Source organism: Paenibacillus sp. AK121, from assembly GCF_019042715.1.
Taxonomy (GTDB): Bacteria; Bacillota; Bacilli; order Paenibacillales; family Paenibacillaceae; genus Paenibacillus; species Paenibacillus polymyxa_C.
The window spans coordinates 38723-65146 of sequence record NZ_JAHPJM010000003.1; the positions used below are offsets into that span (position 1 = coordinate 38723).

At 37.5% G+C, this 26424-nt stretch carries 34 protein-coding genes, 3 pseudogenes and 1 riboswitch; of the genes and pseudogenes, 14 read left to right on the forward strand and 23 right to left on the reverse strand.

From position 1 onward, the window contains the following. Positions 1–54: 54 nt before the first annotated feature. Positions 55–219 carry a hypothetical protein gene (locus KSP24_RS06420; RefSeq protein ID WP_016821950.1) on the forward strand — a complete coding sequence of 55 codons (165 nt, stop codon included), beginning with the start codon at positions 55–57 and terminating at the stop codon, positions 217–219. A 41-nt stretch (positions 220–260) separates the two neighbouring features. After that, positions 261–401, forward strand: a complete 141-nt coding sequence (locus KSP24_RS06425) for a hypothetical protein (protein ID WP_167347010.1) — start codon at positions 261–263, stop codon at positions 399–401. Between the two features lie 93 nt (positions 402–494). Here KSP24_RS06425 and KSP24_RS25715 read toward each other — a convergent pair whose 3' ends face one another. The 5 genes and pseudogenes from KSP24_RS25715 to KSP24_RS06440 form a co-directional block, all read right to left on the reverse strand. Then, entirely contained in the window at positions 495–713 is a 219-nt protein-coding gene (locus KSP24_RS25715; RefSeq protein WP_483311487.1) for a DUF2798 domain-containing protein, read from the reverse strand. Continuing rightward, positions 714–1150, reverse strand: a pseudogene (locus tag KSP24_RS25185) (DinB family protein); the annotation flags it as partial. It abuts the gene before it with no gap. 232 nt (positions 1151–1382) lie between these two features. Continuing rightward, complete coding sequence (locus KSP24_RS06435; RefSeq protein WP_216974750.1) at positions 1383–2801, reverse strand: helix-turn-helix transcriptional regulator; 1419 nt, start codon at positions 2799–2801, stop codon at positions 1383–1385. A 351-nt stretch (positions 2802–3152) separates the two neighbouring features. Then, entirely contained in the window at positions 3153–3254 is a 102-nt protein-coding gene (locus KSP24_RS25190; RefSeq protein WP_080683377.1) for a sporulation protein YjcZ, read from the reverse strand. Between the two features lie 109 nt (positions 3255–3363). Next, positions 3364–4245: a glycosyltransferase family 2 protein gene (locus tag KSP24_RS06440; protein ID WP_216974751.1), complete on the reverse strand. Its 882-nt coding sequence runs from the start codon at positions 4243–4245 to the stop codon at positions 3364–3366. 607 nt (positions 4246–4852) lie between these two features. Between KSP24_RS06440 and KSP24_RS06445 the strand changes: the two genes are divergently transcribed. Beyond that, positions 4853–6319 (forward strand): FAD-binding protein, encoded by a 1467-nt coding sequence (locus KSP24_RS06445; protein WP_216974752.1) that lies wholly within the window; start codon positions 4853–4855, stop codon positions 6317–6319. 195 nt (positions 6320–6514) lie between these two features. On the opposite strand, the gene KSP24_RS06450 is transcribed toward KSP24_RS06445, so the two are convergent. Next, positions 6515–6622, reverse strand: a complete 108-nt coding sequence (locus KSP24_RS06450) for a hypothetical protein (protein ID WP_016821960.1) — start codon at positions 6620–6622, stop codon at positions 6515–6517. A 308-nt stretch (positions 6623–6930) separates the two neighbouring features. Continuing rightward, the gene (locus KSP24_RS25195) at positions 6931–7023 is read right to left on the reverse strand and encodes a YjcZ family sporulation protein (protein WP_225683653.1); all 93 of its coding nucleotides are present in this window, start codon (positions 7021–7023) and stop codon (positions 6931–6933) included. Between the two features lie 223 nt (positions 7024–7246). Next, positions 7247–7347, forward strand: a riboswitch (guanidine-I (ykkC/yxkD leader). Positions 7348–7433: 86 nt separating this feature from the next. Between KSP24_RS25195 and KSP24_RS06455 the strand changes: the two genes are divergently transcribed. Then, on the forward strand, positions 7434–7772 hold the full coding sequence (locus KSP24_RS06455; RefSeq protein WP_129549452.1) for a DMT family transporter: 339 nt from the start codon (positions 7434–7436) through the stop codon (positions 7770–7772). After that, positions 7769–8083: a DMT family transporter gene (locus KSP24_RS06460; protein ID WP_064964213.1), complete on the forward strand. Its 315-nt coding sequence runs from the start codon at positions 7769–7771 to the stop codon at positions 8081–8083. The genes KSP24_RS06455 and KSP24_RS06460 overlap by 4 nt, the downstream gene beginning before the upstream one ends. Before the next feature lie 350 nt (positions 8084–8433). On the opposite strand, the gene KSP24_RS06465 is transcribed toward KSP24_RS06460, so the two are convergent. Beyond that, entirely contained in the window at positions 8434–8823 is a 390-nt protein-coding gene (locus tag KSP24_RS06465) for a hypothetical protein (protein WP_199771159.1), read from the reverse strand. Between the two features lie 14 nt (positions 8824–8837). Continuing rightward, positions 8838–9773, reverse strand: a complete 936-nt coding sequence (locus KSP24_RS06470) for a hypothetical protein (protein ID WP_254207656.1) — start codon at positions 9771–9773, stop codon at positions 8838–8840. Positions 9774–11162: 1389 nt separating this feature from the next. Here KSP24_RS06470 and KSP24_RS06475 point away from each other — a divergent pair. Then, on the forward strand, positions 11163–11483 hold the full coding sequence (locus KSP24_RS06475; RefSeq protein ID WP_013371509.1) for a hypothetical protein: 321 nt from the start codon (positions 11163–11165) through the stop codon (positions 11481–11483). Positions 11484–11540: 57 nt separating this feature from the next. Here the strand turns inward: KSP24_RS06475 and KSP24_RS06480 are convergent, their stop codons facing one another. Further along, a complete protein-coding gene (locus KSP24_RS06480) occupies positions 11541–12602 on the reverse strand; it encodes a fibronectin type III domain-containing protein (RefSeq protein ID WP_330706068.1) in 1062 nt (353 codons plus the stop codon). Between the two features lie 380 nt (positions 12603–12982). On the opposite strand from KSP24_RS06480, the gene KSP24_RS06485 reads away from it, so the two are divergent. The 3 genes from KSP24_RS06485 (at position 12983) to KSP24_RS06490 (ending at position 14439) form a co-directional block, all read left to right on the forward strand. Further along, a complete protein-coding gene (locus tag KSP24_RS06485) occupies positions 12983–13441 on the forward strand; it encodes a hypothetical protein (RefSeq protein ID WP_216974753.1) in 459 nt (152 codons plus the stop codon). A 237-nt stretch (positions 13442–13678) separates the two neighbouring features. Next, positions 13679–13810, forward strand: coding sequence for a hypothetical protein (locus tag KSP24_RS25460; RefSeq protein ID WP_276311643.1), 132 nt, complete (start codon positions 13679–13681; stop codon positions 13808–13810). Positions 13811–13908: 98 nt separating this feature from the next. Further along, complete coding sequence (locus KSP24_RS06490; protein ID WP_129549456.1) at positions 13909–14439, forward strand: IS3 family transposase; 531 nt, start codon at positions 13909–13911, stop codon at positions 14437–14439. A gap of 200 nt (positions 14440–14639) precedes the next feature. Here the strand turns inward: KSP24_RS06490 and KSP24_RS06495 are convergent, their stop codons facing one another. The 3 genes from KSP24_RS06495 to KSP24_RS06505 form a co-directional block, all read right to left on the reverse strand. Continuing rightward, positions 14640–15059 (reverse strand): hypothetical protein, encoded by a 420-nt coding sequence (locus KSP24_RS06495; RefSeq protein WP_025677576.1) that lies wholly within the window; start codon positions 15057–15059, stop codon positions 14640–14642. A gap of 91 nt (positions 15060–15150) precedes the next feature. Then, complete coding sequence (locus KSP24_RS06500) at positions 15151–15339, reverse strand: hypothetical protein (protein WP_129549457.1); 189 nt, start codon at positions 15337–15339, stop codon at positions 15151–15153. Between the two features lie 179 nt (positions 15340–15518). Then, the gene (locus KSP24_RS06505) at positions 15519–16907 is read right to left on the reverse strand and encodes a helix-turn-helix domain-containing protein (RefSeq protein ID WP_129549458.1); all 1389 of its coding nucleotides are present in this window, start codon (positions 16905–16907) and stop codon (positions 15519–15521) included. A gap of 114 nt (positions 16908–17021) precedes the next feature. On the opposite strand from KSP24_RS06505, the gene KSP24_RS06510 reads away from it, so the two are divergent. Further along, positions 17022–17474, forward strand: coding sequence for a hypothetical protein (locus KSP24_RS06510; protein ID WP_129549459.1), 453 nt, complete (start codon positions 17022–17024; stop codon positions 17472–17474). 252 nt (positions 17475–17726) lie between these two features. On the opposite strand, the gene KSP24_RS06515 is transcribed toward KSP24_RS06510, so the two are convergent. Next, positions 17727–17843 (reverse strand): sporulation protein YjcZ, encoded by a 117-nt coding sequence (locus tag KSP24_RS06515; protein WP_102163698.1) that lies wholly within the window; start codon positions 17841–17843, stop codon positions 17727–17729. Positions 17844–18473: 630 nt separating this feature from the next. Here KSP24_RS06515 and KSP24_RS25590 point away from each other — a divergent pair. Then, positions 18474–18833 carry a DUF4231 domain-containing protein gene (locus KSP24_RS25590; RefSeq protein ID WP_216974917.1) on the forward strand — a complete coding sequence of 120 codons (360 nt, stop codon included), beginning with the start codon at positions 18474–18476 and terminating at the stop codon, positions 18831–18833. On the opposite strand, the gene KSP24_RS06525 is transcribed toward KSP24_RS25590, so the two are convergent. From KSP24_RS06525 to KSP24_RS06535, 4 genes and pseudogenes are all read right to left on the reverse strand, one after another. Then, positions 18763–19065, reverse strand: coding sequence for a hypothetical protein (locus KSP24_RS06525; RefSeq protein WP_216974925.1), 303 nt, complete (start codon positions 19063–19065; stop codon positions 18763–18765). The genes KSP24_RS25590 and KSP24_RS06525 overlap by 71 nt on opposite strands. A gap of 329 nt (positions 19066–19394) precedes the next feature. After that, entirely contained in the window at positions 19395–20603 is a 1209-nt protein-coding gene (locus KSP24_RS06530; protein ID WP_013371521.1) for an MFS transporter, read from the reverse strand. A 312-nt stretch (positions 20604–20915) separates the two neighbouring features. Then, positions 20916–21074: pseudogene (locus KSP24_RS25200) on the reverse strand (DUF6262 family protein); the annotation flags it as partial. 23 nt (positions 21075–21097) lie between these two features. After that, positions 21098–22395: pseudogene (locus tag KSP24_RS06535) on the reverse strand (tyrosine-type recombinase/integrase); the annotation flags it as partial. Between the two features lie 70 nt (positions 22396–22465). On the opposite strand from KSP24_RS06535, the gene KSP24_RS25595 reads away from it, so the two are divergent. Beyond that, positions 22466–22723: a TIR domain-containing protein gene (locus KSP24_RS25595; protein ID WP_048481108.1), complete on the forward strand. Its 258-nt coding sequence runs from the start codon at positions 22466–22468 to the stop codon at positions 22721–22723. Here KSP24_RS25595 and KSP24_RS25205 read toward each other — a convergent pair. Genes KSP24_RS25205 through KSP24_RS06555 form a run of 4 tightly spaced genes read right to left on the reverse strand, consistent with a single transcriptional unit; the run spans position 22652 to position 23738 of the window. After that, complete coding sequence (locus tag KSP24_RS25205) at positions 22652–22879, reverse strand: GH25 family lysozyme (RefSeq protein WP_254207678.1); 228 nt, start codon at positions 22877–22879, stop codon at positions 22652–22654. The two genes, KSP24_RS25595 and KSP24_RS25205, sit on opposite strands and share 72 nt — an antisense overlap. Next, complete coding sequence (locus KSP24_RS25600) at positions 22876–23028, reverse strand: GH25 family lysozyme (RefSeq protein WP_367949303.1); 153 nt, start codon at positions 23026–23028, stop codon at positions 22876–22878. Before KSP24_RS25600 ends, KSP24_RS25205 begins: the two co-directional genes overlap by 4 nt. Positions 23029–23038: 10 nt before the next feature. After that, complete coding sequence (locus KSP24_RS06550) at positions 23039–23542, reverse strand: phage holin family protein (protein ID WP_216974754.1); 504 nt, start codon at positions 23540–23542, stop codon at positions 23039–23041. Then, positions 23517–23738: a hypothetical protein gene (locus KSP24_RS06555; protein ID WP_013371526.1), complete on the reverse strand. Its 222-nt coding sequence runs from the start codon at positions 23736–23738 to the stop codon at positions 23517–23519. The genes KSP24_RS06550 and KSP24_RS06555 overlap by 26 nt, the downstream gene beginning before the upstream one ends. 451 nt (positions 23739–24189) lie before the next feature. Between KSP24_RS06555 and KSP24_RS06560 the strand changes: the two genes are divergently transcribed. Both KSP24_RS06560 and KSP24_RS06565 read left to right on the forward strand, forming a co-directional pair. Continuing rightward, a complete protein-coding gene (locus tag KSP24_RS06560; RefSeq protein ID WP_013371527.1) occupies positions 24190–24828 on the forward strand; it encodes a hypothetical protein in 639 nt (212 codons plus the stop codon). A 187-nt stretch (positions 24829–25015) separates the two neighbouring features. Beyond that, the gene (locus tag KSP24_RS06565) at positions 25016–25471 is read left to right on the forward strand and encodes an AraC family transcriptional regulator (RefSeq protein WP_081317847.1); all 456 of its coding nucleotides are present in this window, start codon (positions 25016–25018) and stop codon (positions 25469–25471) included. Here the strand turns inward: KSP24_RS06565 and KSP24_RS06570 are convergent. Beyond that, positions 25385–25939: a stalk domain-containing protein gene (locus tag KSP24_RS06570; RefSeq protein ID WP_014599891.1), complete on the reverse strand. Its 555-nt coding sequence runs from the start codon at positions 25937–25939 to the stop codon at positions 25385–25387. The two genes, KSP24_RS06565 and KSP24_RS06570, sit on opposite strands and share 87 nt — an antisense overlap. Between the last annotated feature and the right edge of the window lie 485 nt (positions 25940–26424).

Sequence of the window (26424 nt, forward strand, 5' to 3'; positions counted from 1 at the left end):
ACTAGCACAATTGACATATGTATATAGCAGACCTAAAGTAAAGGAGTTATGCAGATGATCAGAAATAGAGTTAAAACGTATAAGCATCGCATCGGGAAAAACAGATATCTGGTCGTTAAAGTCTTTCAAGCCGCAGCTGCTAAAACAGGAAGCGGAAATGCACTCGCAACTAACGCATTAAATATCAAAATTTCCAAGCGTAAGCATAAACATCATTAAGATTTAACCGTACCTTCATTTCTTTGAAGGGAGGTGATATTATGAGCAGAAGACACAGCAACCGTGAATTGAGAAGAAGAAGATTAAACATCCGTTCCAACCAAAGAGCCACTGCGCGTGCAAGAGGTAACGCACTGGCTGTTAATCTGTTTAGCGTGAATGATAGACAACGCAGACGTTAATAATTATTTTCAAGCAAAAAGCAGGAAGAATTCTTCCTGCTTTTTTTGTGTTAAATGATCACCAAACTACCAATCCCGCCAGTTATAGCTTCCTCAAACTTGTATCAGCTTTGGTCCCACTTGTCCGCTTTTCTTTATAAATTTTATAAACAAGGCTCGAACAGCTGGACCCATAACCAATAATTGTAATGGATAGGCCACAACAAAGTTCTTTATAGAAATTTCTAAATATGCTTCAAATAATGAATGATCGCTAATAGCATGGCTAAGAATTGAAGTTAATAAACCGTAGAAAGACATAGAACAGGCCATTCCGAACTTCCGAACACCATTATACCATTTCCGAAGTTGATTTATATTTGCTTGGTGATACCGGCTATGATCAGATATGTGCCAGATTCCAATAAATTAATCACAAAATTATAATCCGCTAAGAGATCCTTAAGTGAATTATCCCTACTTTGCGGAATATTATTATGTTTATCAACCATAGGACCATACTTTTCCTCAAGATATTCAGGAATATCTTCTCCTTTAATTCTGTAAACCCATTTCAAGTCCACATATGACAAATGCCTAATCAACTGGGAAGTGCTGTTATACTTATGATCTGGCCCTTTATAATCTAACTCGCTTTGCTGCATATCTTGAACGATGGATTTTAATCGGTTGTAATTACCCTCCACCATTGAATAAAAGATGCCCACCTGCGGTGTCATAGATTCAGACCCTCTTAGATCAAAAATCATTAAAAAACCTCATTTCATGGGAAGATATAATTTGTCATAACTTTGTGCCATCAAAATATTTATATGTATGCTTTAAAACTGAACATTCAGTGACTCATTCGGGGCATGTGTAACAATCCCTTTAACTAAAAAGCTCTACCAACCATAAGGTTAGTAGAGCTTTTGCATTTAAGAACCTCCAACCTGTACAAGGATCTGAATATGTTGCGTCAGGACGGGAAAAAACAAAAAGCTACTTGCAACGATTAACAGTGTCATTTTTTTCAACATTGTCTAACCACACCTTTTCTGATAGTTTAAAATACTCTTCTCTGGCCTCTGGAGACGCGTATGCTTGGAAATGTGCAAAGAGACCCGTACAGTTTATAAAGTATGTTTCATTGTTTAGTATATGTGCTTTTACCATAGCACATAATAATTGTTTAAAACCATCATTGTACTTCCCCCTGTTTAAATAATAGTAGGCCACTTCGTAACAAAACCATGCAATATAGTCAGGTACCACTTGTTGGGTGTACATATCAGTAGATAGCGGAAGTTGGGTAAAGGCATCAATGTCTATCTTAAATCGTGATAGTACATCATCTACATTCAAATTATATCGGTTAGCCGCTATCATAACGTTCAACAACTTTGAGAGTTTTTCATCCTCCACAGTATGTGCTGTTTCAGCTATGTATTCAACATAATCTGCAAGCACACTTGTATCTCCAGATAGGAGTTTATTAACGTAAATATTGCATCGTGCCCAGTCTTGATACATTTCTACCCAATATAGGGTATCATCATCAGTCTCTCTAACCCACTCCAAGTCTGCATAGGCATATGTATATTGTAGAGCTTGTTGATAATCGCCTTGGGCATCACAGACACTTGCACACAACAGGTCAGCATAGGTAATATATACAAACATGGGGCGACTTAAACTATTTTTAGACTCGTCATCCTTTAGTTTCTTCTGTTGATGTTTCAAAGTGTATTGGATTTCAGCTTTTGCTCTCAATTTTCTCGCTATTTCATCAACCTTATCCCATTTACGCAAAGACCTGTACACATTAGCTAAGTCCTTCAATGCATCAAGTTGTTCTATTTCATCTAGGCGCTCGACATAAGGCTCGAAAAGTATGGCTGCCCTAAGATTGCGGCTTTGATCGTCATCAATCTGAATCGCGAAAATACGATATTGACAGATGGCCAAGCGTTCAGAATGTTGATATTTTTCCACTTCTGCTACACTTTCATAGAGCAATAGTGCAGCATCATATCGTCCCTGCGCTAACAATTCTTCTGCAATGTCAAATAGCTTGGGTGAGTAGAGTAGATTGTCCATGATAGCTCCCACCACTCGACGGATCGCATCCAACTTGTCCAACTCTGCACAGCGATACAAAAATGGTTCGATTCGCCTCATATTAGGGGGAATGTCGATAATATAGTTTTCTACATATAAGTCGTAAAAATAGCCCTCTGGTAATCCCATAGCCTCAGTGATTCTATCAATTTGGTTAACAGACATAGAACTATTTCCTGTTACAATGCCACTTACTATCCCCCTATTAATGCCTGCGATATGCCCGAATTGCGTTAGGTTCAGACCCTCTTGTTTTAGGTATCTATCTAATTCCGCCCGAATCGTAGGTGTATGCTTCATGTCATATCCACCCTTCACATAAAAATTCCAAAATTTTTATATTATTGTTATCTATTTTTCTCTAAAATTGACCATATGTCAATATATAATGCGAATAATGTGAGATTTCATTTTTAACATAAAATGAAATAAAAAAACTTCGGTAAACATGGTTTATGCTGATCACTGACAGTAGAACCCAATAAGCGCAACAACCTATTATGGAAGTAATCCCCAAATAGGCTGTAAAAACTTAGTTAACCAAAAGGAAGAGAATACTATGGTTACTGCCAAATAACCTATGCGCCATTGGGTTCAACTTTTACCATCTTAAAAAAAGTGAAGTGTGTTACATTATAATTTTTCACAAAATTAAATCCAAAATGCTTTAGTAATTATAACCAAGAGGATAAAAAGCACCAAAATTGCCGCTGTAGAAGTCCACACACCGTAGCCACCTTCACATGCACCCATGGTTTTAACCTCCTTTAATTGTTGTACTTCCAATATATGTGTAAAAACATTACAAGCTTGTGCCATTAGAGTATCATCGGTCCAACAGGATCACTTGCTTATCTCTCTGTCAATAAGGAATATGGGATATGCACCTCGAAAATGCTATATTTAACATTTCCTGGTTATAAACTAAATACTTACTGTTTTGGTCTAGCACCCAGTTGGCAAAACCTAATGCTCTGGTGTAACTATCATAATTGTAGGGATTAACTTTAAACTCAAGAATGTCCAGCATAATCTGGTTCTCTTCATCTGATAATTCCAAGCCCAACTTACTAAACTGTCTTTGACGAATTCTCCGAGCAGTAGCATCTTGTATAGCTTTGTGCTGATTGGACACTTGTCCATTGTGTTGACGATAATACAATACGTTTATGGGGAGGTTTGCCATTTGTACCTGGAAAGCTAGTCGGTTCCACAGCTCGTAGTCTTCCGCATGGAGATAATTACTATCATATTGAATGCCAAGCCGACGGATCATGCTATTGCGCATTATTACAGCAGGATGGCAGATACAACAGTGAAATAGCAACCATGTTTTAATTTCGTCATGACTGGCCGGATTTACCTTTATTGATCCTCCACTAGATGAAGTAAAAGCAGCACCGCATACATCAACCAATGGATTTTGATCCATAAATGCGATTTGTACAGCTAGTCGATCTGGTGTAGAAATATCATCGCTATCCATACGAACGATATATTCACCATTGGCCTTTTTTAATCCTTCGTTTAAAGAAGCGATCAACCCTCGATTGGTATTATGGAAGATTTTTATCACTCTAGGGTCTGATATTTGTGAAATAAGAAAGGTAGATCCATCTGTCGAACCATCATCAATAACAATTAATTCAAAATCCGAATAAGTTTGAGTTAAAATACTGTGTATTGCTTCCAAGACAAAAGCCGCATTATTGTAAACTGGCAGTATGACCGAAGCTCGTGGCACAATATTCCCTCCATTTCATATTTTAAAAATAGAATCAGTAATAAAATCACAAAGCAGCTCCCCTATTTTTGATAGCTGTTCCTTCTATATTCTTATGTTCTAAGATATGTTCTGAAATATATTTTGAAGCGGCTTCTCGGTAATATAATATGCCCTTTTGAAAATTTAGAAGCTTTCCACTCCTAGAAAGCCAATCCTCTTATCAAAAGACACTTCCTTATAATTAATTAACAGAAAAAGATTCGCTAGTGCCATCAAAGATTGATTGGTTTGAATATTCATGCTTCAAAGTCGAGTTATTTACTTCTTAGATGATATTGACAAAATAAGTAATAAATTTGTACAATTAGGAAAAATATATTACTTAGATTCCATTCTTCATCGGTAATAAACATATTATAAATATCAGTAATCTTTTCTTAAAGATGGGTATAACAACTCTATTTTGCCTCTCCTTTTTGCAAATGTGCCTGTATTTAATTTAACGTAACGATATTTGTCAGATATCACGGCTGCATATACTACTGTATATCTATATCTAAGTGGAAAACGGACTGTGAGATTCAGCCGAAGATCATATCTGCATCTTAAAAAGGGAGATTGAATGATGGAACGAAATGTAACATCCGTAGAACACTACACTCCAATTTTGATTGTCGGTACGGGTATCTCGGGGCTTGCTGTCGCTTATTATTTATCGAAAAACAATATCAAGTATACCATTACAACAAAAAAGAATGCGCCCAAACAAAGCAACTCCTTTCTTGCAGCCGCAAATACACGTGTTCCATCGGAGAATGATATTAACAATATTATTAATCTTACGATTAATAAATGTGGAGCAGATCGATCGGTTATTGAAACGCTATATAGAAACTCCAACATAGTTATAAATTTTTTCGAGGAATTAGGAATCTCTTATGAGAAAACATCCTTTGGTATCATGCCTGAATGTTTGATTAAATCACAGGGAGGAAAAAAATTAGTTAATTGTTTGTTACAACATATTGAACAACCGCTGTGTAATAAAATTTTGATTGATTTGGAAAAGTCTGATGATGGAATTATCGCATTATTTTATGACATTCAATTAGATCAATTTATCAGGATTTATACTAATTATTTGGTATTAGCTACAGGAGGATATGCAGGACAATTTAATTACAATGATAATTCACCGGGTTCGACTGGAGAAACGCTTATCCTAGCTAAAAAAATAGGCGCAAGATTAAAGGGAATGTCTACTGTAATGTCTCATCCTTGGTCAATATACAATGGAAGACAAATTTTATTGGGCGGAGTTGTATCTTTAAGCCAAGGGAAAATAGTAGATGAGAAAGGAATTCAACTATTAAAAGATGAGTATATTTGTGATGCTATTGCTCGAGATGATTACCACGAAATGATTGACGAGATTTTACATTTTGAACTAGATTGCATCAAGCAAAAAAAAGATATGTACTTGGATATGAGCCATGCTGATGAAACTATATTGAATGAAAGATTTAAAAAATATGGATTTAGCACTAAGGTGGTTAAAAATAAAAGAATCAAAATCACACCAACAATGCACTATTCTTCAGGAGGAATCGAAATCAATGCTAATGCTGAAGTTATAAACTTAAATCGTGTTTTTGCTACTGGAGAAGCTCAATTTAATGGTGATCTTGGTATGGGAAGAATCCCTGGGCAAGCATTTGCAGCGGGTATCGTTTTCGGTAAATTAATTGCTGACAAAATAGCTAATGAAGGTGTCTTCAATACCCAATACCCGATTACCTTTAAAGATCCACCTGAACCTATGCAACTGTACTCAAAAGAAAATAATGACTTTCCAATTAAAGAGTTTCAGAAAAAGTTGTCAACTCTAATGGTGGATCTGATCGCTCCTGATTCATCTGTGGTTTCTCTATCACTCCATAAAAGAGAAATACAAGAAAGTCAAAACATAATATTGAGTAGCGCAAGAGGATCAGGAAAACGATATGAGGATATTTTAACATTATTTTTTGGATATTTTGTTGCGTTAGAAATTATAGAAGATCTTGAAGAAAAGGCATTCGGTATAGGCTAATAAACCCTTCAATGAGACGTTCCCCTTTCCGACGAAACCCAATAAGCGCAAAACTATTATGGCAGAAATTCAGCAAGCACCCACCAAAAGAACAGCGAATGCTGTGGCTATTGCCAAATAGCTTATGCGCTTACTGGAATCAACCTTTTACAATCCATGAGTGAAGTGATATTATCCAACAGTTCTTTTCACAAATTAAACCCAAAGTGATTTAGTGATGATAACTAAGAGAATAAAGAGCACTAAAATCGCCGCTGTAGAAGTCCATACACCGCCGCCGCCATTACCTTCATATGCACCCATGCCTTTTAACCTCCTTTATCTGTCGTCACTTTAATATATGTAAGAATACATTCTGTGATAGGGCGTGCTGGTAATTAAAAAACACCACAGAAACAGGCACCATTGATAAAAATACCATTGACGCATGAAAGTGGATCATAGTGCTTCTGAGTTATTAAAGCTAATCAAGAAAATGCTCAAATAAAACAAACTCTACTAACCTTAATCGGTCGGCAGAGCTTGTTATCTAATCTGATTTCGGGCAGATTACCAAAGAAATAAGGGTATTGAACTTGTTGATGGGGCACTATACAATTTTCTTCACAAAATTAAACCCAACACGATTTAAGGATGATAACCAAAAGGATATAAAGCACCAAAATTGCCGCTGTAGAAGTCCACACACCTGCACATCCACTCATAGCTTTAGCCCTCCTTTAATTGTTTTCACCTTAATATATGTATAACTACGACTCCGTGACCGGGCATTCAGTTAAATAGAAAATACACCCAACCAGGCGAATCCAGTGAAAATGCAGTTGTAGACTAAGCATCGGCGTTAAAGTAACTGGCAGGTTAGTGGTGGAGTTGTAAATTGACTCACGTTACATCGCGTGTTAGTATGATTTTAACCAATAACTGAATAAAAACGTTTTCTAGGGTTCCGCAATCGCAAGATTGGTCTGGTCCAAGAGAAAACGCACAGCCAAGTGGCTGTGACACGGAGGGATAAAAGCCTGGGAGATAACCGCATTGTGCGGTTTATTTTCCGGGCTTTTATCTTTTTCTTTTTTGCACAATTTTTAATAAGAAGTTTAAGGAGGAGCGTGTTATGAACAAAACGTGGTTTTCAGTCATTGTGGCGGCTATATTCGAGGTTGCTTGGGTCAGTGGGTTAAAGCATGCGGATAGTTTTTTGGAATGGAGTGGTACAGTAATCGCAATTTACATCAGCTTTTATTTGATGATCAAGGCGGCTCGTTCATTAGCGGTTGGAACTGTATACGCTGTATTTGTCGGGCTAGGGACAGCTGGAACTGTAGTAGCTGAAATTCTATTGTTTGGCGCAGACATAAGTGTTTCGAAAGTAGCTTTAATCGGGCTGCTACTTATTGGAGTGATTGGACTAAAAATGCTTAGTAAGAAGAAAGAGGAGGTAAGTGGACTATGAATTGGGTGTATTTGATCTTAGCGGGCATTTTTGAAATGATCGGGGTTTTGCTTATAAACAGGTTCAATCAAACCCGCAGTTGGAAATCGCTGACTCTTTTGATTACTGGTTTTGGCCTAAGTTTTATATTTTTATCGTTGGCAATGCAAACACTCCCGATGGGAACAGCTTACGCTGTATGGACTGGAATTGGCGCTTCTGGAGGCGCTATGCTCGGCATGATCTTTTATAGTGAGCCCCGCGGTTTAATGCGCATTTTGTGTATAGGGTTGGTCCTTAGCTCTGCTGTGGGGCTGAAACTAGCTAGTTAAAAATATATATTGATGCAGCTCTAAAGTTCGTTTCCTGAGCAAGCTAACGATGAATGTTAATTTTAATAAAGCTACGGCAGTCTAGAATTATATTTCCCCTTCCAAGGCTGCCGTTGAAATAAAAATTCTACGAGAGTTTAGAACTGAAATTGCAGAAACCAACCTCAGTGTCATCTTCAAAACGCAATCGTTCAAAATTATGAAGTCGACAAAATATATTAGGTAAATCTCTAATATTAAGAGTCAACATTTGGACTTGTATATACTTTTGATAAAGTTCTTCTTGTGTGCATATAGGACTTGTGAACAAGCTAGAACCCCCTTGCTACCATATTTGCTTATGGTATCCTCTACTTTTCCATTAATTTATTGAATATCTCTCTATCTTTGGAAGTAAAGTCGGAAATCCGTTTCTTTTGCTCGTACGTGTTGGTACTTGAATCCAATTTAATGAAGCCATTTTCCCCAACCACATATACGATATTTTTTTTTATCTTATATGACACAATATTATCAACAGTATTTTCCAGCGGATCAGCAAGATGATTATAAAGAATTAAAGGGTCGTGCGGCCCCCCTCTATAAATTTGAAAAGTCCCGTCACCAAAATATTCTACGGTATCTTTGCCTGATGGGTATTTATACTTCGTATTATCCCCCAAATTCACTAAAAAAATTATAGTAGTAGTTATAACTAGTAGAGAGAGCAAGATCAAAATAAAGATATATCTACGCTTCATCCGCAATTCACACCTCACTTCCAAGCTTTTTTTGTATCAGTTACTGTTACATAAGACGTATACTCATTTAGTGTTCCCCATGATTCCATTAAATTTGTTAGGTTTGCTGCAGCCCAACCAAGTTTGTTGTTCCCAGTAAACATTTGTTTAAAATTATACTCAAAATTATAGACATCAGAATACGTTGTAGTAATTTTCCATTGCCCGTTTACATATGTTCCATCTATTTTGTACTTCATTTTGTGAAAAGCATTATATAAATCTTTATCACTTTCTAATCCCTTAGAATCATTATATGAAAAACTTTTAACTTTTTTAGCATTAGCTTTTTTGACTTCATCATTAACTATTGCGATGTGCTCTTTAGATTTCTTAACTTGCTGCGCCTCATATGACCACTCGTTAAAGTGTAAATTTCCTGGTTTGTAGTCAAGTGAATGTTGAAGTAAATTGGCTGTGATGTCCCCGTACTTCTTTCGAGCTATAGGAACAGCTACTAACGCAAATGCTTTACGATCAGGATAATGTATTACAGTATCTGTTGAATTCTTTACCTTCTCTACGCCTCGCACCCAAGTCTTTTCTAGTTCTACCATCGGATTTTCAAACGGAAAAGTATTATTTCCTGCATACACTAACATATTCTTACTGTATGCACCTTCCAATACTTTTTTCGAGGCATCAGACTCATCCTGTTCTCTTGTTTCCTTAGGTTCTACCTGAGGACTGTACTGAATTTTTCCCAATTGATCTTCTTTTTGTTTTAAAACAAGTTCAAACTCAAGGATCTCTTTGCTAGTATCAATCTGTTCTTGATACTTATCTACATAAGCGTGTGTAAACGTAATATCTCGGATTGTATTTTCATTTCTAACGATTTGGATATTACATTTGCGATAGTAATCCTCAGTATCAGGTTTATATTCTGTGGTTGCCCATGTATACAGCATGTTGGAATTATCCGCATTGTCTATAACTGAAGGAAGCGAATGAAGCGGAATTTTGCTTTGAATATGTAGCGAATGAGCCAAGTTCGGAGACTTAGCTGAAAGTTTTATGGAACTATTATTATTATAAGTAAAGCCAATGATCTCACCTTTTACAAACTCGATTGGTTCACTCGGATTTGCGTTCTATTCTTAATGAAATGCTCATTGAAATAATCTCCTCTGTTAATTCAATCTAGTTTTGTAGGAAAAATTTGTGAAAAAAACTAATTTCCAAACATTAATATATACGAAAAATATTAAATAGTAAACATATTTTCAACGTGGTAGAGGACGTAAAAAAAGCCCCGGTTACCTAGGGCCTTTTATGTACTGCAGAAATAATATTCTCCAACTTAACCCAGCTAAAATCACCTTCACCGTGTGGCAGCCGTACGTGAGTTGTAGGAATTTTATTAGCGCTTGCTTGATTAGCTGCACTTTCTGATCATCCAATTCTGGCTTGCCGCGCCGTTAACTGTAGTTCATGAGTGTTAGATACGCTTCCTTATGTTCCGGTATGATGCGGATGCTTTCCCCTAATCCATTACCTTCGAGTCTTATTGGCATGACATGACATGTATGCAGCCTCCTGATGTGTTATGGACAAATTATATTCTGAGTACAGAAAAATAAACTTCAGATCATTGGAGGTTTAATACCGTATAATGACTATTTCCAAACGAGAAATGTAATGATCTTTTGGCACCATCCCAGCCCTCTATGATTACAATATAGAGCGTATCCGTCTTCGCTCAGCAGAATAATGTAGAGTATTGGTGGTAGCGTTCGATATCAGGTAACAAAGCATTCAACTTCTTTGTTACCCGGCATTTCTGTATACTATACAGATCAAAACAATGAACGACGAAAGCGGACACAACTATTATGCAACAATTACGGAATAGACGTTGCCAAAGTTACACTAAACTTTTGCAGAAGTTTACGATGGCGCACGTGAAGCCATGGAAAGATTATGGGGGCGATATTCCTGAGCTAGTAGGATAAATCAAGAACAGCAGTAAATTAATGTGTGTATTCCTAAAAGCCTACGTCGTCCATTGCCAAAAGGGGCTACCGAAAATTCTCCCTTGAACTAGCATTGCCTTTACAAATTGAGCAAATGAGGGATTTACAATAAAGTTCGTCCTCCCTATTACCCCAGTCTAAACAAACGCATCGCAGTTCGTGCCAACCTTCAAACGGCAAGTCATTCACCGCATTGGTGCCAAGATGCCAAAGGCTAAGAACAGCTGCGAGTTCCCAAAAAACAGTTATCAATAAAGCGTACAATCACAGCACGTTGATACATTTAAACTAATCAGGAAATTATCCAAGTAGGAGGAAATAACCATGGCATTTGAAGGTTATGGAGAAGACAAACGAGAACATTGGTTTGACTGGCCCTTCCCCTTGTCGGTATCAATACTGTATGTGGATGCGGATGTGGATGAAGCAGAAACGAAATGGTATCTCATTGACGAACAAGAAAAATACTTGATCCGAATTAGGGATGAAAAGCAAATTGAACTGCTTCATCACTGCATGTATGGAGTCTTGTTAAATGACGAGAAGATCAACTGGATTATTGATAAAAATGGCGGTAGATTTACCTATCACGATAGTGTGCAAGATTTTATCAATTTCCAGAAAGAATACCTTGATACACTATAAGAGGCGTGAACAGTTAAAAGCTCTACCGACCAATTAAGGTTAGCAGAGCTTTTAAATTTATTTAGAATATTCACTTACTTCAAATGTTAGGATACGATCATACAGCATGTAGTCCTTACGGCTACTGAACGGGCCTTTATTGTTATCGTGCTTATTAATGGCATATGAAGCCGATCCAGAACCAGCCTGCTTACCTTCATACCAAGCGATAAAGTCATTTACCTCTTTCATGCTCAGATCGAATTCTTTCTCTAAGCCAGTTGTCATGGTGACTACCAGAATTGCGCGGTTTCCTGTTGGTTGCTCAGGATCAGTTTGACCGCCTCCACCTTGGGGAGCTGCTGAAGCTTCATTGGAGTATTCTGAATCCACACCATTTACTTTAGCACTCACAACAAAGTAGTATTTTGTTCCGTTGGTCAGATCTGGAATGATGAAGTTTCCATAGGCATCTTTTGTTGCTGTTGCGGTTTCAGTATATTTGCCGGATTCTGTTCCGTATTTTACTGTATAGCTTTCTGCATTCTCGATTTGATCCCATTTTAAAGTAACTTTACTGTCGCCTGCAGAAGCATCTAAATTGAATGGAGCATTGATAGGTAATAATTCTCCGTCTTCTGCTATATCTATAGCATCAACTTCAAATTCCTTACCTGCTTGATTATTTGTCAATTTAACAATATGCTTACCTTTGTCTAAATTTAGTTTTTCAAACAAAATAACTCGATGTTTTACTGGTGAGCCATACGCTGAATAATTCATTATTTTCACACCGTCAATGTTCACTTCAATGTTATTAGATTGTAAAGTCCAGACTGGAGCTAGAACTCTAAGCTTTTCGCCAGTGAAAGCAAATGAAATTGTCGCGCCTTTGTCTTTACTATAATAATATCCCTCTTTATATGCTTGGTCTGGCTCATCGGATGGTACGAAAGCAAACACTCCATTTTCTCTCAAGATTGTCTTATAAGTATCATCAAATCTCTTCCAACCTACTTCTGGTTCTGTAAGCCTGTCCCCAACAGACGCAGCATAAATATTTGAATTTAATAGACTGACCGTTACAAGTAAAAAAGCCCCGAATAATACTCCTATTTTTTTGATAAATCGTATTTTCACTATTATTTCCCCCTAGTAATTTAATGAACAGATACTAAGGTAATATATTCCTCAAAACATGTCTAAACATAAACTTGCTGATTTATAAATATAATCTAAATATTTGCATATTTATTTTTTATTGGGTATGAAACAGATCTTACACCAGTTCCCCAGCTGAATCCTTTACCTCTACTCTAAATTCAAACTAGTCCAAAAAAAAAAAAGCGCTGCCGACCAATTAAGGTTAGCAGAGCTATCTATTATATATCGCAAATAAGACTGCCATTTATCAATTCTCATAACAACTAAATTTTATGGTACTTAGTAACTATGTACACAGATATACAGATTATATATAATTATTTTTGTAGTTAAATTATAGAAAGAAGGGATTTAATTTGAAAAAAATAATGAGTTTTGGTATCGCCGCATCATTGCTTCTGTCACTAAGCCCTGCTGCTTTTGCGCAGGATTCAATTTCAGCAAATCAAACTGATAATGGTTTCATTAAAGTGGTTGAAAATACTGAGAATCAGGACGGGCATGTTATTACTCCTTTTGATGTTCAATTGATTAATCCAATACATCACACTGGAAAAGGAGCATTTGAGAAAACCTTCACCATGATCCCTGAGAATGGGGAAGACGCCAATGTGTTCGTTAAAAATAATGGAAGTTCAACAATTTATGTAGAGATTAAGAAATTAGGTTCTAGCACCTCTATAGACACTTCAGTTTCACCTGGTAGTCAAAAGACCTTGCAAATTTATTCTCAAAGTAAAAATTCATATAGTGTATACATTTACACCCAGGACGGTTCCCAAATGGACCTCAATATAAGCGCAAGACAATTCTAATTAATGTACAGAAATTACTAAGTGGCTTCATATACATCCGACTCACATAAAAAAGAAAAGGACTCTATCGGCTAAATTGAACTGTGACCCGTAAGATGGACACCCGAGCGCTATCAGATAATCAACCTTACGATCCGACAATATAGCCTAAAGCGCATGACACGCTACCTGTGCAAACTGTCTCACATCAGTGCAAGCGGCTATTATCGCTGACTTCATGCCGAGGAGAGACGCCAGTTGCAAGCTCGCGCAGATGAACATGACTTAGCGCTCATCAAGATGCATTTTGATGCCCTACATGGCAAAGCAGGAGCATTGGTAATTAAAATGAGGCTTGAACGGGAAAATGGTGTTATTATGAACCACTAAAAGATCCGACGGATCATGCGAACGTACAAACTTGTCGCCACGATTCGGCAAGCTAATCCATACCGTAAAATGGCCAAGGCGACTCAGGAACACCAGACATGCCCCAACCTGCTAAACGTCAGTTTGACCAAGGGGAACCAGAAAAAGTATTGCTCACAGATATCACCTATTTGCACTATGGTCACGGGCAGTGTGCCTACTTGTCTTGTGTGAAGGATGGGGCAACCAAGCAGATACTTGCTCACTATCTGTCATCTTCTCTGGAGCTCGTCTTGATGAAGCGGACGCTGCAGTTGTTAATTGAACGGTTCGATGGGAATGTTCGTCCTGAGGCCATCTTGCACTCTGACCAAGACATGCACTATACCCACCCCAAAATTCGCCTTCTGGTCCGTAAAGCAGGCTTCAGGCAGTCTATGTATCGGAAGGGAAATTGTTGGGACAATGCCTCTATGGAAACATTCTTCGGTCATATGAAGGGTGATCTGGAATACAAATCGTGCGCAACCATTCAAGAATTACGGGCATGCATCGATAACTACATTGCTTACTACAACTCAGGCCGCTACCAATGGGCGTTAAAAAAGATGATTCCTGACGAATTCAGAAGCCATCTATTGGCTGCCTAAGCGGGCTTTATTCAAAGTGTCCTCAATTGGGGTCACAGTGGTTACATACCAGCAGAGTCCTTTTTTACATCTACGCTAAATTCAAATTGATCAACGAAAAAAGCTCTCCCACCAACTAAGGGGATTAATTCACTTACTTGCTTGAACAGTTAACCTTTCTCATCAAATGGCCAGAAGGACAAGTTGTATTCCTAGGGAATTTAGAGGTTTCCAGGCTGTGAATCAGCCACTCCCCATGTTTCTCCGTCAACTTTATAATCGCTGCCTCTCCACTGAAGTATGTAGTCTCCAGAACGCAAACCGTCGCTAAAACCTTGGTCAGTAGATTTCCAAGTCACTGTATCATGAGGAGCGATTACTAATGCTTCAATATATAGTTTGTTCGAACCGCTGTGAGTTAAACTTACTCTTACTGGATGATCAGAGTGATTCTTCATACAAAGTTTAACATGACCCCATCCTTTAGGAACACTAAAGGCTTCTTTTACAGTTGCGCTTCCGCCCGATCTTTGAGAAATTATGTTGTTTCCACTAGTTTTACTGGGTGAAGCTGAAGCTGCACCTATCGTAGTTGCTATAGATAAAGATAAAATCAAGAACAGAAATATTCTTTTCTTCATCATTTTCCCCTCCTATTTTTTGATATAGTCTACCTTTAAGGGACACCGTCTACAATCTGGTAGGTTCTTTCACTTCTACTCTAAATTCAAACTACTTACGAGAGAAGTAAGATCCGTTAATCTTGATCGACTCTGGTGTAATCTTCTCCATTACGCCACCGTAATCCACAATATCTATCAAATCCCCACCCAACGGCTGTACTACATATACTCTTACTGTCTTAATGCAGCTTGTAAATAGTTCTATATCCGACTTTAACATTTTATATGTATGGTTCATGCTGATCACCTCAGATAGTTATTCTGCCGTATGTGTGGTAATTCCTGCACTAAAGAAAGCCCTACCAACCATAAGTTTGGCAGAGCTTTAGCTTTTAAAATCCTCCAATGGTAACGTTAGGCTGAATACTATGGTGGTGGTTAAAGGCTTGATCCGGCACAGTAACAATCAACAAAAAGCTAGCCGCAATGATTAGAAGCACCATTTTTTTGAACATTGTTTTCCCACACCCTTTCAATAAGATTGAAATACTCAGCTTTAGTTTCAGGAACCGCATGGGCTTGAAAACGAACAAATAACCCCATACAGTTTATAAAGTAAGTTTCATTATTTATTATATGTGACTTTACCATTGCATTCATCAAATATTTAAAGCCATCAATGTACTTCCCTCGATGTAAATAATAAAAACCTAACTCGTAACCAAACCACGCGATATAATCCGGTATCACTTGTCGGGTATACATATCATCTGATGATGGTTGTTGCGAAAAAGTCCCAATAAGAGTTTCAAATCGTTTAAGTATATCGTCTACATCTATGCTATATTGGTTTGCGGCAATTAAAACATTAAGCAGTTTTGATATCTTTTCATTTTCGTTAGTGTCTGATGTCGCTACAATATATTCAACATAATCATGCAGCACATTTATATCTCCATATAAAAGCTTATATACGTAAGTATTACCTTCTGCCCACTGACTGAACAAGTTCATCCAGTACTTAGTATCCTCGTCGTCCTCTTTAACCCAGTCTAAATCCGCATAGGTGTATGTATATTGTAAAGCTTGCTGATAATCGCCTCGGGCTTCACAAACACTGGCACACAACAGGTCAGCATAAGCAATGTATCCAAATAACGGTCCTCTTGTTTTCTTTTCTGGCGTTCCAACTTTGTGTTTCTCGTTATGGACAAACGAATATTGGATTTCAGCTTTAGCTCTCATTTGCCTTGCCATTTCGTCTACCTTGTCCCATTTACGCAAAGACCTGTACACGTTAGCTAAATCCTTCAATGCATCAAGCTGATCTATTTCATCTAGGCGTTCGACAAAAGCCTCAAAAACGGCTGCTACCCTAACATTTCGGCTTTGATCGTCTCCGATTTGAATGGTGAATATACGGTATTGGCAGACTGCCAAACGTTCAGAATGTTGATATCTCTCCGCTTCAGCCACACCTGCATAGAGCAGTAGTGCAGCCTCATGTCGTCCCTGCGCCAACAATCTTTCTGCAATTTCAAATAGCTTGGGTGAATACAGCAGATTATCCATGATGGCTCCCACCACTCGACGGATTGCATCCAACTTGTCCAACTCCGCACAGCGAAACAAAAACGGCTCGATTCGTCTCATATTGGGAGGATGGTCGATGATGAAGTTTTCTATAAACAGATCGTAAAACTCCCCTTCTGGTAAACCCATAGCCTCAGTGATTAAGTCAAGCTGGTTAACAGACATTGACTTATTACCTGTCACAATAGCACTTATTGTTCCCCTATTCATGCCTGCAAGTTGTCCAAATTGCGCTAAGCTCAAACCCTTTTGTTCTAGATAGGAAATATGCATTTTCGAATATTAAATTTTTTTCCATTTTGTTAATACAAAAGTACATTTTATTCCTTTTTATGTGCTTTGATTGGTCATTAGTACAAATTATACCATTCGAAAGGACGGTTTTTGATGAAGTTTAAAAACACATTAATCATTCTTACAGGTCTATTGGCTCTTACGGCAGTAGCTCCGCTGGCTGCTTCCGCCACACCATATATGGGGGTTGAATTACCAAAGGGGCGTGGAGGTATAGTTATCCAGTCAACTGGTCAAGAAGTACATGAGGTTCTTGGCGGGACAAGTCCGACGATGGAGTTTACTGTCAAAAAAGGTTATGGACATGTAAAGATTAAAGTGAAGAATACAGGAAGCAACACAATTTCGTGGAGCTTGCAGGGTAACGGGAGAGAATACCTTAATAAAACTGTTGGCAAAGGTGATACATTAACGTGGACTAGTCTTAATTCATACTCTAACGGGATGCCATCAGGGGAATACGTAATTCAATTCCGAGCTGGCGGTAACAAAGTTGAAGGCGAAGCTTGGGGTACTACTGGCCAGTACCCATCAGACATTAACTAACCTCAAGCAGGGGAGTATCTTGGAGTTATATCCGAGACACTTTATGAATACAATGTTGCCATACTTAGTGTCTAGCAAAAGCCCAGCTACACGATTATCCTTTGGACTTAATTTCCCCCAACTGAATGCCTCCCTCTAATACAAAAAAAATACCCCACCAGCACAGCTAGCAGGGTCAGTGCACGTTTTTTGGAGTTGTACTGAGTGAAGTGAAAAAAGTGTGTGTGGTCCTTCAGCCTTTTCTTCACATAATTAAATCCAAAGTGATTTAGTGATGATAACCAACAAGATAAAGAGCACTAATATTGCTCCTGTAGAAGTCCACATACCACCAACTGGAGCTGGAGTTGTGTTGTCACATCCACTCATAGCTTTAACCTCCTTTACTTGTTGTACACCTTAATATATGTATCAATTCGTATAGTGACAGGGTATGCAGGTAAACAAAACAAAGGCTCACACCAGATAAACCGGCAGAGCCTAAAAACTTTTATAAAAGGGTTAATGTTAAGATAACTACCAACAAAATAAAAAGTGCCAGGATAACAGTTATCGACATCCAAACTGTCCTGTCAGTATTCCCGCCACCTCTTTCAGCTCCACTCACACATAACGCCTCCCTTGTTTACTCCACAGGTTATGTGAGACATTGTTTAGGGAATGGACTTCTAGGTAAACAAAAAAAAACCACCAGCGTATGCCAGCAGGGTATCACCGATGCTTTCGGATTGCACAACGGTGCTTTCGTATGTGCTGTTACGATTATAGTACGGTTGGACTATTTTGTAAATAATTATTCCAACTTTCCCCAAAGAAGGTCAAATGATGTAGAATTATCAAGTGCGAATTACCTATGACATTTCTACTATGTGGGGGAGATGATCAATGGATATATCTGAAAGAGAATATCTTGCCGAGAGACTTGATGATCAGATTAATTGGTATGATAAAAAGAGTATAGAGTGTCAAAAATACTACAAACGGTGAAAAAGAGCGGAGATAGTTGCCGCTGCTCTGATTCCTGTTTTAACAAGCTTTTCCTCCGGATTAAGATGGATCGCCATTGTTATTGGCGCTCTAGGAGCATGTATAGCATTATTCGAAAGCATACTTAGTCTACACAAATACCATGAAAATTGGATTGAATACAGGGGAATTTGCGAAACTCTGAGGCAAGAAAAGTATATGTATCTTACGAGAACAGGAATTTACAAGATCGCAGACGGGGCATTTAATTTGCTAGTAGAGCGTGTGGAAAGTGTTATTTCAAAAGAAAATGTCAATTGGGCTAATTTGCATGCAAATGAACAAAAAAAAGAGAGCCATCAGCAGCAAGCGCCTGCTTCAAACGGCTCGTAAGTTTTCTGGAAGATATCAGGTTTACATGGATACTTTTCGCCGTTTTGAGTGGCTCTCCCTCAAATTTGGATACATTTACTTCCTCACGCACTTTACCAAGTTCAGATGAGATTCCAGTAATAACCCAATCTCTGGGCGAGGCTTTTAATGGACCTTCAAGCGTCTGAATAATTAACTCTTCATGAGTTTGGTAGGCTTCTACCACAACGGGCTTTTTTCTGAATTTATTCATACAATCTCACCTCTGCATTATATTATCATATGGAAAAGGAGCTTCATTTATATGGCATTATACAATATTTTCATCAGCCACGCTTGGAAATATACTGGACATTATGAGGATTATCAAGACCTAATTTTAAAAAAGATAGAAAATTTAAAGGGTTCTACATATTAGATATGACTAATATGTAGAACCCTTTCTTCTTTTACTAAAGCACCCGTTAGTACAATAAGTTCATAAAAAAAGACCATCAAAAATGATGGCCCTACTTCACAAACTATTACATAGTCATTAAAAAACAAAGACATTAAAGCTAATAAAATCCTTCAACTTTAATTTTATTGTTCCATAACATTTCTAACAAATAATTGCTTGTTTTTATGAGCAATTGTACTTACTATCGCAAGTAATAGCCCCGAAATAACGAATACAATTCTAATTCCTAACAAATCTGCTAATACTCCCATAACAAGAGAGCCAACGCCAAAAATCCCAGTTCCGATAGCACCTAACGAGGTATAAACAGTTGATAACTGTTCTTTTGACACACTAGTTTGTATAACCGTTTGTTGAGGAATTTTTTTAATTTGTCCAAAAAGCCCTACACAGAGCGATAAAAGTAAGGAAATCATTGGAATGCTGTTTATGCTAAATAATATTGTGAATAAGAAACTTGCAAATGAACCGACAAAAATAAAGGTTCCTATTTTCTTTTCAACAAAAGAAGAAAATTTAATACAATAAGCACTTCCTAAAATCAGACCTAAAAAGTTAGCTCCATTGATAAATCCCCACCATTTTTCATCAACGTTCAAAGCCTCGTTGACAAACACATATAAAATAGCAGCTATCCAAACCGTTGCAGCAATTGTTTCCAAAAATTCTATCCAAGCAATCCTTCTTAATACTGGAGTGTTAGATAAAGTTTTCCAACCTTCTTTAATTTTTTCTAGTTTCCCTTTTTGCTCGGTTGTTTTATGGTTTACACTTTCTAAAAGGCAAAGTAATATGCTTGCAATTACAAATAAACATCCAACTAACCAAATAAGTTGTTGAGAACTCATAATAATTAGCAATGAACTTCCTACGAACCACATACCTGCTTGTATGGTCTGCGTAATTGTTTCTGCAATTCCATTAGCTTGAATTAGACATTCAGGTTTAACATAGTATGGAGTTAATGTCTGTCTTATTGGATTTGCACATCCGTCAAAAAAAGCAATCAATCCTATTATTAAAAAGATAAAATAATAATTAGCTGCTGTTAAACCAATTAACATAAACCCTAGAATAAAGAGTAAAATCGTCTTTACAATTTGTGACCCAGCAAGTAACCATTTAAGATTTAATTTCTCAACCAAAAGAGGAGTCAGCAGACTGGATATAAACATAGAAGAAGCAATCGTAAATGGAACAAACGATGCTGCAATTGCAGAACCTGTTAATACAAAAATTGTACTTATAACACCGACTATATATAATACATCGCCTATATTAGCGAGTGATTGACCCAAAAGTAATAAAGAAAAATTTTTATTCAATTTCATTATATATCCCCTATTATTTCATTCGAATTTGGCTTAATAGGGGTATATTAGATTGGACTATTCATTAAAATTTGACTCCTGTCATATATGGGACAAATCTGGGGATATAGATTTATCACAAATTTTGTATCATCGATTAATATTTAAATGAATTATAGCATATTTTTTCACTCCCATAGTAATTATATTCATACACCATTTTTTCCTTACGATTCTTTTATTTATATTCAGTAAATTCTCCATAAAATATAAAAATCCTACTTCCGCTAAACTGCCCCGTTAGTTGAATAAGAAGTTATGAGGGAGAATAAAACGGAAGTCCTTATTGTTATATAAGATTGCTTTTGAAACATCAGCTTCACTTGCTACACTGTTAAAGTTTATTTTCTCATTGGCTCTTATGAGCCTTTTAATGGCTTCTTCTACCTTTTGAGAAGTAGTAGCCTTACGATTAGTATGAATGGCTTTCAAGTGGGCAGAACGGTCATATTCGGCATTGCCTTCGTGGTTGTTTTAATATGAAGCTCATATTTTTGCTTATCTAACTCCGAAAAACCAACAGCTAAGTCTTACATGGGGTTTGATTGTCACCACAAGTGAGGCATGGGGGAGCTTCCATATGGGAGCAATTACCGTTCAAACGAGCGTGGCACGTTCCATAGGGGTTATCCATCGCATTTAGTTTATGGTCTTGCCATAAAGCATCCAAAATATCTGTTGGTATATCTTCTCCTTCCTTAATTTCTTGAATTTCACCATTTAAATCGAAACTGAATACTCCTTGCTTCACAGCGGATTCAAAGGCTTCTCTTTTGGTTTCATCTAATAGTTTAGCGTATCGCATTGTCATTTCTGGAGAAGCATGAGCTAAAAGCTCTTGAACAGTTAGAATATCTGCACCACTATTTATCATTTTCACTCCATAAGTATGTCGAAACTGAAGCATCGCGAAATGAAAAAGATTGCCGTTTTCGTCAGTGATATTCACTTTTTTTGCTAATATATTTAGTGCGCTATTAACCTAATTTTGCCCATATGGTTGTCCTTTTCGTTTTCCACGATATCGCACAAAAATATAATCCTTTGGATTATTATCTTGATTACTATATTTTTTTGATTTATCGATTAGAACGGCAAGGATTCCTGCTAACTCTTCATCAATTGGAATACGATGTTCTTTCACATAGGTTTTTCTTATATCTGTTACTATAGAGTATTGCCCGTTTAGTTGAACTAAGCAGTCAAAGGTTAGTTCTAATGCATCGGATATTCTAAGCCCTGTTTTAAATGCCGCCCAAACTATCGGAACAATATCTTTATGTAATTCATCTAGGTGAGAAAAAAGCTGCTCTAAGACAAAATCCGGAATGGAATAGATTGGTCAACGGATTTCTCTCTCGGTTTAGGCTTATCTTCAGGAAAAATCAACAATCTTACATGTTTTTCAGGAGCTATTTCATACTCATATCGTTGAATATCTTCAAGAAATTTTTGTATAGTACCTAATGCTATTGATATATATGCTTCAGGATGTGCATTCTTTTGTTTCAGTTGAATTTGAATATTCATGTAGAAATTCGATGTATTTTTCTATGTGCTTTCGCTTTAAAGCTTTTAAATCTTTCCATTTTGGTTCTAGTGTAAATACAAATGTAAAAAAAGATGGTAAAAACGTTATATAATTTAATGCCGTACCCCATGCGAATTTATTTTTACTAAGTAATCGTTGCTTAAAATACTTTTTGACTTGCTCACGAATGGTAGTAGGTATCTTTGAGAAATCAATATAATATTGGCATTAGTTTAGTCTATTTAATAATAAAGTAGTTCAGTGGATCAACGAGGCCCAAGCTGATGGGCAATTGACTTGGAAAAACTATTCTGTTCTCGAACATGACCCAGCAATCGACCCTAATACTACAGTCGGGAAGAAAAAACTTCAAGAAATATTAGACAATCAGATTAAACCAGCATCAAAGATCATCATCCTTGCTGGTATGTACGCCGCCCATAGTGACTGGATTATTCACGAAACTAACACCTCTGTTTTACAAAAAAAGTACATCGTTGGCGTGAAACCTAAATGTCCTAGCTACGGCTGTAAGCTCCGCTTTGCTTAATCCGGACTTGTTGGACTCATAATCCATAACCGGCGGCAGATCGAAAGCCGCGATGCCTCCGACTGAATTAATGGCGCTCACAAAGTTTGCAGCTTCCTTTCGGGCATCCTCTGGCGTTTTCGCAGAATCGTCTAAATAGTGATAGACCCCTATCAGGACTCCGACAGCTCGTGCAGCCTGTGATTACCGATGAATGTTTTGTCGCGGTATGACTTACCCTGACTGGCCTTAAGAAAGGCAAAGGAAATGCCGCTTGCCTTGACCGCCTTCCAAACAATCTTTCCTTGATAACGGGATACGTCTATTCCTTAGGCATTACCTTTTTTCCTTGCTTGCATCTTCCCTGTCCCCTTCCTGACTTCCGCTTTTACTTTTTAGAACCTCAACCGCTTGTCGGATCACTGGTGGTATTGGCGCTCCAAGCCTGCCCCCGTTTTCCAGAATCGAAAGCAGCTCATTTGCCATATAAAAATAGGCGACCGCATCCCGGAATAGGTGCGAATCGCCTAAGACTCCATCAATCAGATGGGATACTGATACCATTGCAAAAATAAATACCTTTCGAGCGATACCGATAAGACCAATCTTGCTTTTTAAACCGGGCCCGGTTCCCTTCTTACCTTCTACGCCAGCGGTAAATAATCCAGTCACATAATCAATAATGACCAGAGCAAGTAACACCCCCAATACTCCCGACCACCCACCGTAAAAATACGTCACAGCGCTGCTTCCTAAAGCAGTACTGAACTTAAAAACCTCCCACTTATCCACCTTGCTTCCCCCGTCTCTCCGTTCAGGAAACTTTTCCTGAGCTATCATCGTCTACTTTCTGTTCCTTTTCTTCCTGGGCCTGTATCTCTGCTAATGCATTTCCTACTGCTATATCCAACCCCTCAAGTATTTCTTTACGTTTATGTGGCTGTGAAGCAATTACAGCAGAAATGATCTCAGTTAAATCCTCAACAGGTCTGGTTAGATCCAGTTGTATGTCCAATGTGGATTTTATCTTTGCCATGGGTTTCGTCACCCCCTCAAGACGCAAAATAAGCCCCTGATTTATCAGAGGCTTTCATACCTATATCTTAAATTGGTTTTATTACTATAACGGTGCGGATTTTAAACAGAAATATTGCTCAGCAAAAATAAGGTTGTAGAGTGACTATACATCTTTAAGCTAACAGGAAGTAAAGTTCCAATTATGGTAATATGGAGGATGACCAAATCTTCTGTTTGAGTTAGGAGCGAGTTACCTATGGATCTACTCATAATTATTTTAGTGATCGGTTTTATAACCATAGTAAGTTATCTCAGGGCAATTCATATTTCTCTTCAACGAATTATAGAATATAAAGGTAAAGAAAATGACTAGCTATTTTCAAATATGCCCAGTTTCAATATTTTGTAATATATTGGCGTATAGCTACATTATAACTATTCGACTGTCTTAACTTAGGAGGTTCTAAAGAATGCCTTATCCAATGGTCCATTTTGCTATAGCTTTAGAACTTTGCTCGCGTACTCCATCTTCTAGTTTCTTAATTGGGAGTATTGCTCCAGATGCTGTCCATGTAAGGGGAGATGTGACAAGAAGCGAAAAGGGTATTACACATTTTGTTTGTGAAGATAGATTCCCTAGTAGTGAGGTACTTAAGGAAAGATGCCAGTATTATTTAAACCTTAATGTTGAGACTAACTGGACAGATTACATACTAGGGTATTTTGCCCATATCTATGCGGACATAAGATGGACGGAAACAGTCTATTCGAATTTTGAACGTGAGTATCAAGGAGAAAAAGATGAAATAAGAAAAATCTATAATATGGAAGCAAACCAAGTAGAATTTAATTTAATCAAAAGAGAAGAATGGGCAGAAGATGTTCTCAACAAGCTCTATGTAGGAAATGCCTATAGTATTGAACCATTGTTAACACAAATTGAAGTAAATCAGTACCGAGATATAAAACTACAATGGCTACGTAATAAGAACAATGAACCCCAGATAACCCCAATTTATTTAAAGGTAGATGTGGTTAAGAGTTTTGTTACAAAGACATCGCATGAACTTAACGACTTATATAAAGAATGGGGAATCGAGTCTCTATAAGTAAGACTTGTTTAAGCTATCGTGACACAGCAGTTTAATATCACACATCGTTGAGCAGGCACATAAGTCTGCTCTTTGGGTATTAGACACTAATTTGATTATTTTTAAAATGGAGTTGTTTATCATTTTAAAGCATTATAAGATGGTTTCAGACATCGATGTACTTTAAAAAGAAAGAGAAGAAAATATGAAGGCTGAAATTGAAAAAATACCGTCTTGTAGAATTGCATACATGAGACAGATTGGTCCGTATGGAATTGCAAATTCACAACTAATGGAGAAATTTAAATACTGGGTTGAATCGAATAAATTATTTAATAATAAGTCTATTATCCTCGGCATTGCCCAAGATAATCCTGCATTTGTGAAGCCGGAAAATTGTCGCTACGATGCATGTTTGGTTATTCCTGATGGTTACTGTGTTAATACTGATGAAGTAAGTCTAAGCAATATTAGTGGAGGAAGATACGCTGTTTTTAAGATAAATCATACAGCAGAAGCTGTTCAAAAGGCTTGGGGCGAAATATTTCTAGAGTTGAAAAACCAAAAGTTCAGATTAGATGAAACCAAACCTATCTTGGAGCGCTATACAATTGAACTTATTAATAATCATCGTTGCGAAATTTGCGTTCCGATTCAATAAACGTGTTAAGATACCTATTATTAAAGGTAGTCTAATACTAATCCCTCTCATAAAAGTAAAAGCCCTCTGTTTAAGAGGGCTTTTTGTCACGGTGACGGTTTTTTCAATGCGCTCAATAAGTTTTTGATCGTCGCCTGCCGCACCTATTCTTCTATCGATGTCAGTCAATGACTTTTCAGATTTTGTAATATCATTATTAAGTATTTCGATCAATTCCTCCACAGTCCCAGAGTGCTTTACAATTAGTTCCTTGGACCAATTGGTATGTGGGTTATTCTTCAAAGCCATTGCTTGTGACTGCTCTTCAACAACCACATATGAAGAAGGGGTTCCTGTTGTAATTTCAATAGTTTTCCCCTTCACCGCTAGGTTCGTCCCCAAAGATTCTGAAATCGGGCGCAAAGGTACATACGCTGTACCATCGACGGCAATAGCGTTTTCAAACAATGTTGTTCCATTTACGCTCACATTTTATTCCCCTAAAACCATCTTTCCAACTAGTGGAAATTTCTTGGTGATGGATCAAATGTAGCGTTCACAATTACATCATCGTACATATCACCTCTTAGTGAAGCAACATCGTTTCTCAACTCTCTGATTGTTTCCCCGAGATTTTCAATAAAATCTTCAACTCCGAGCTTAAGCCCACTTACAGTAGCTTCAGTAAAATTAACCTCATTTTGAAAATAAACCATATTATCCGTAGATTTTAATATATCCCCCACCCATATTATCTACATGAAATGAATTCAAGTCCCCAAAAATACGCCTACCCTCTTTTGCTGTACAGAATAAGGCACCTGTAATAATACCGCCCTCTATCTCATTACCAATTAACTTACTGGCTCTAATAATCATCTTGGGCCCGTATCGCTGCTAATGCATTTCCTATCCTATATCCAAACCTTAAGTATTTCTTTCCGGCGTGCTGGTTGCGAAGCAATGATAGCAGA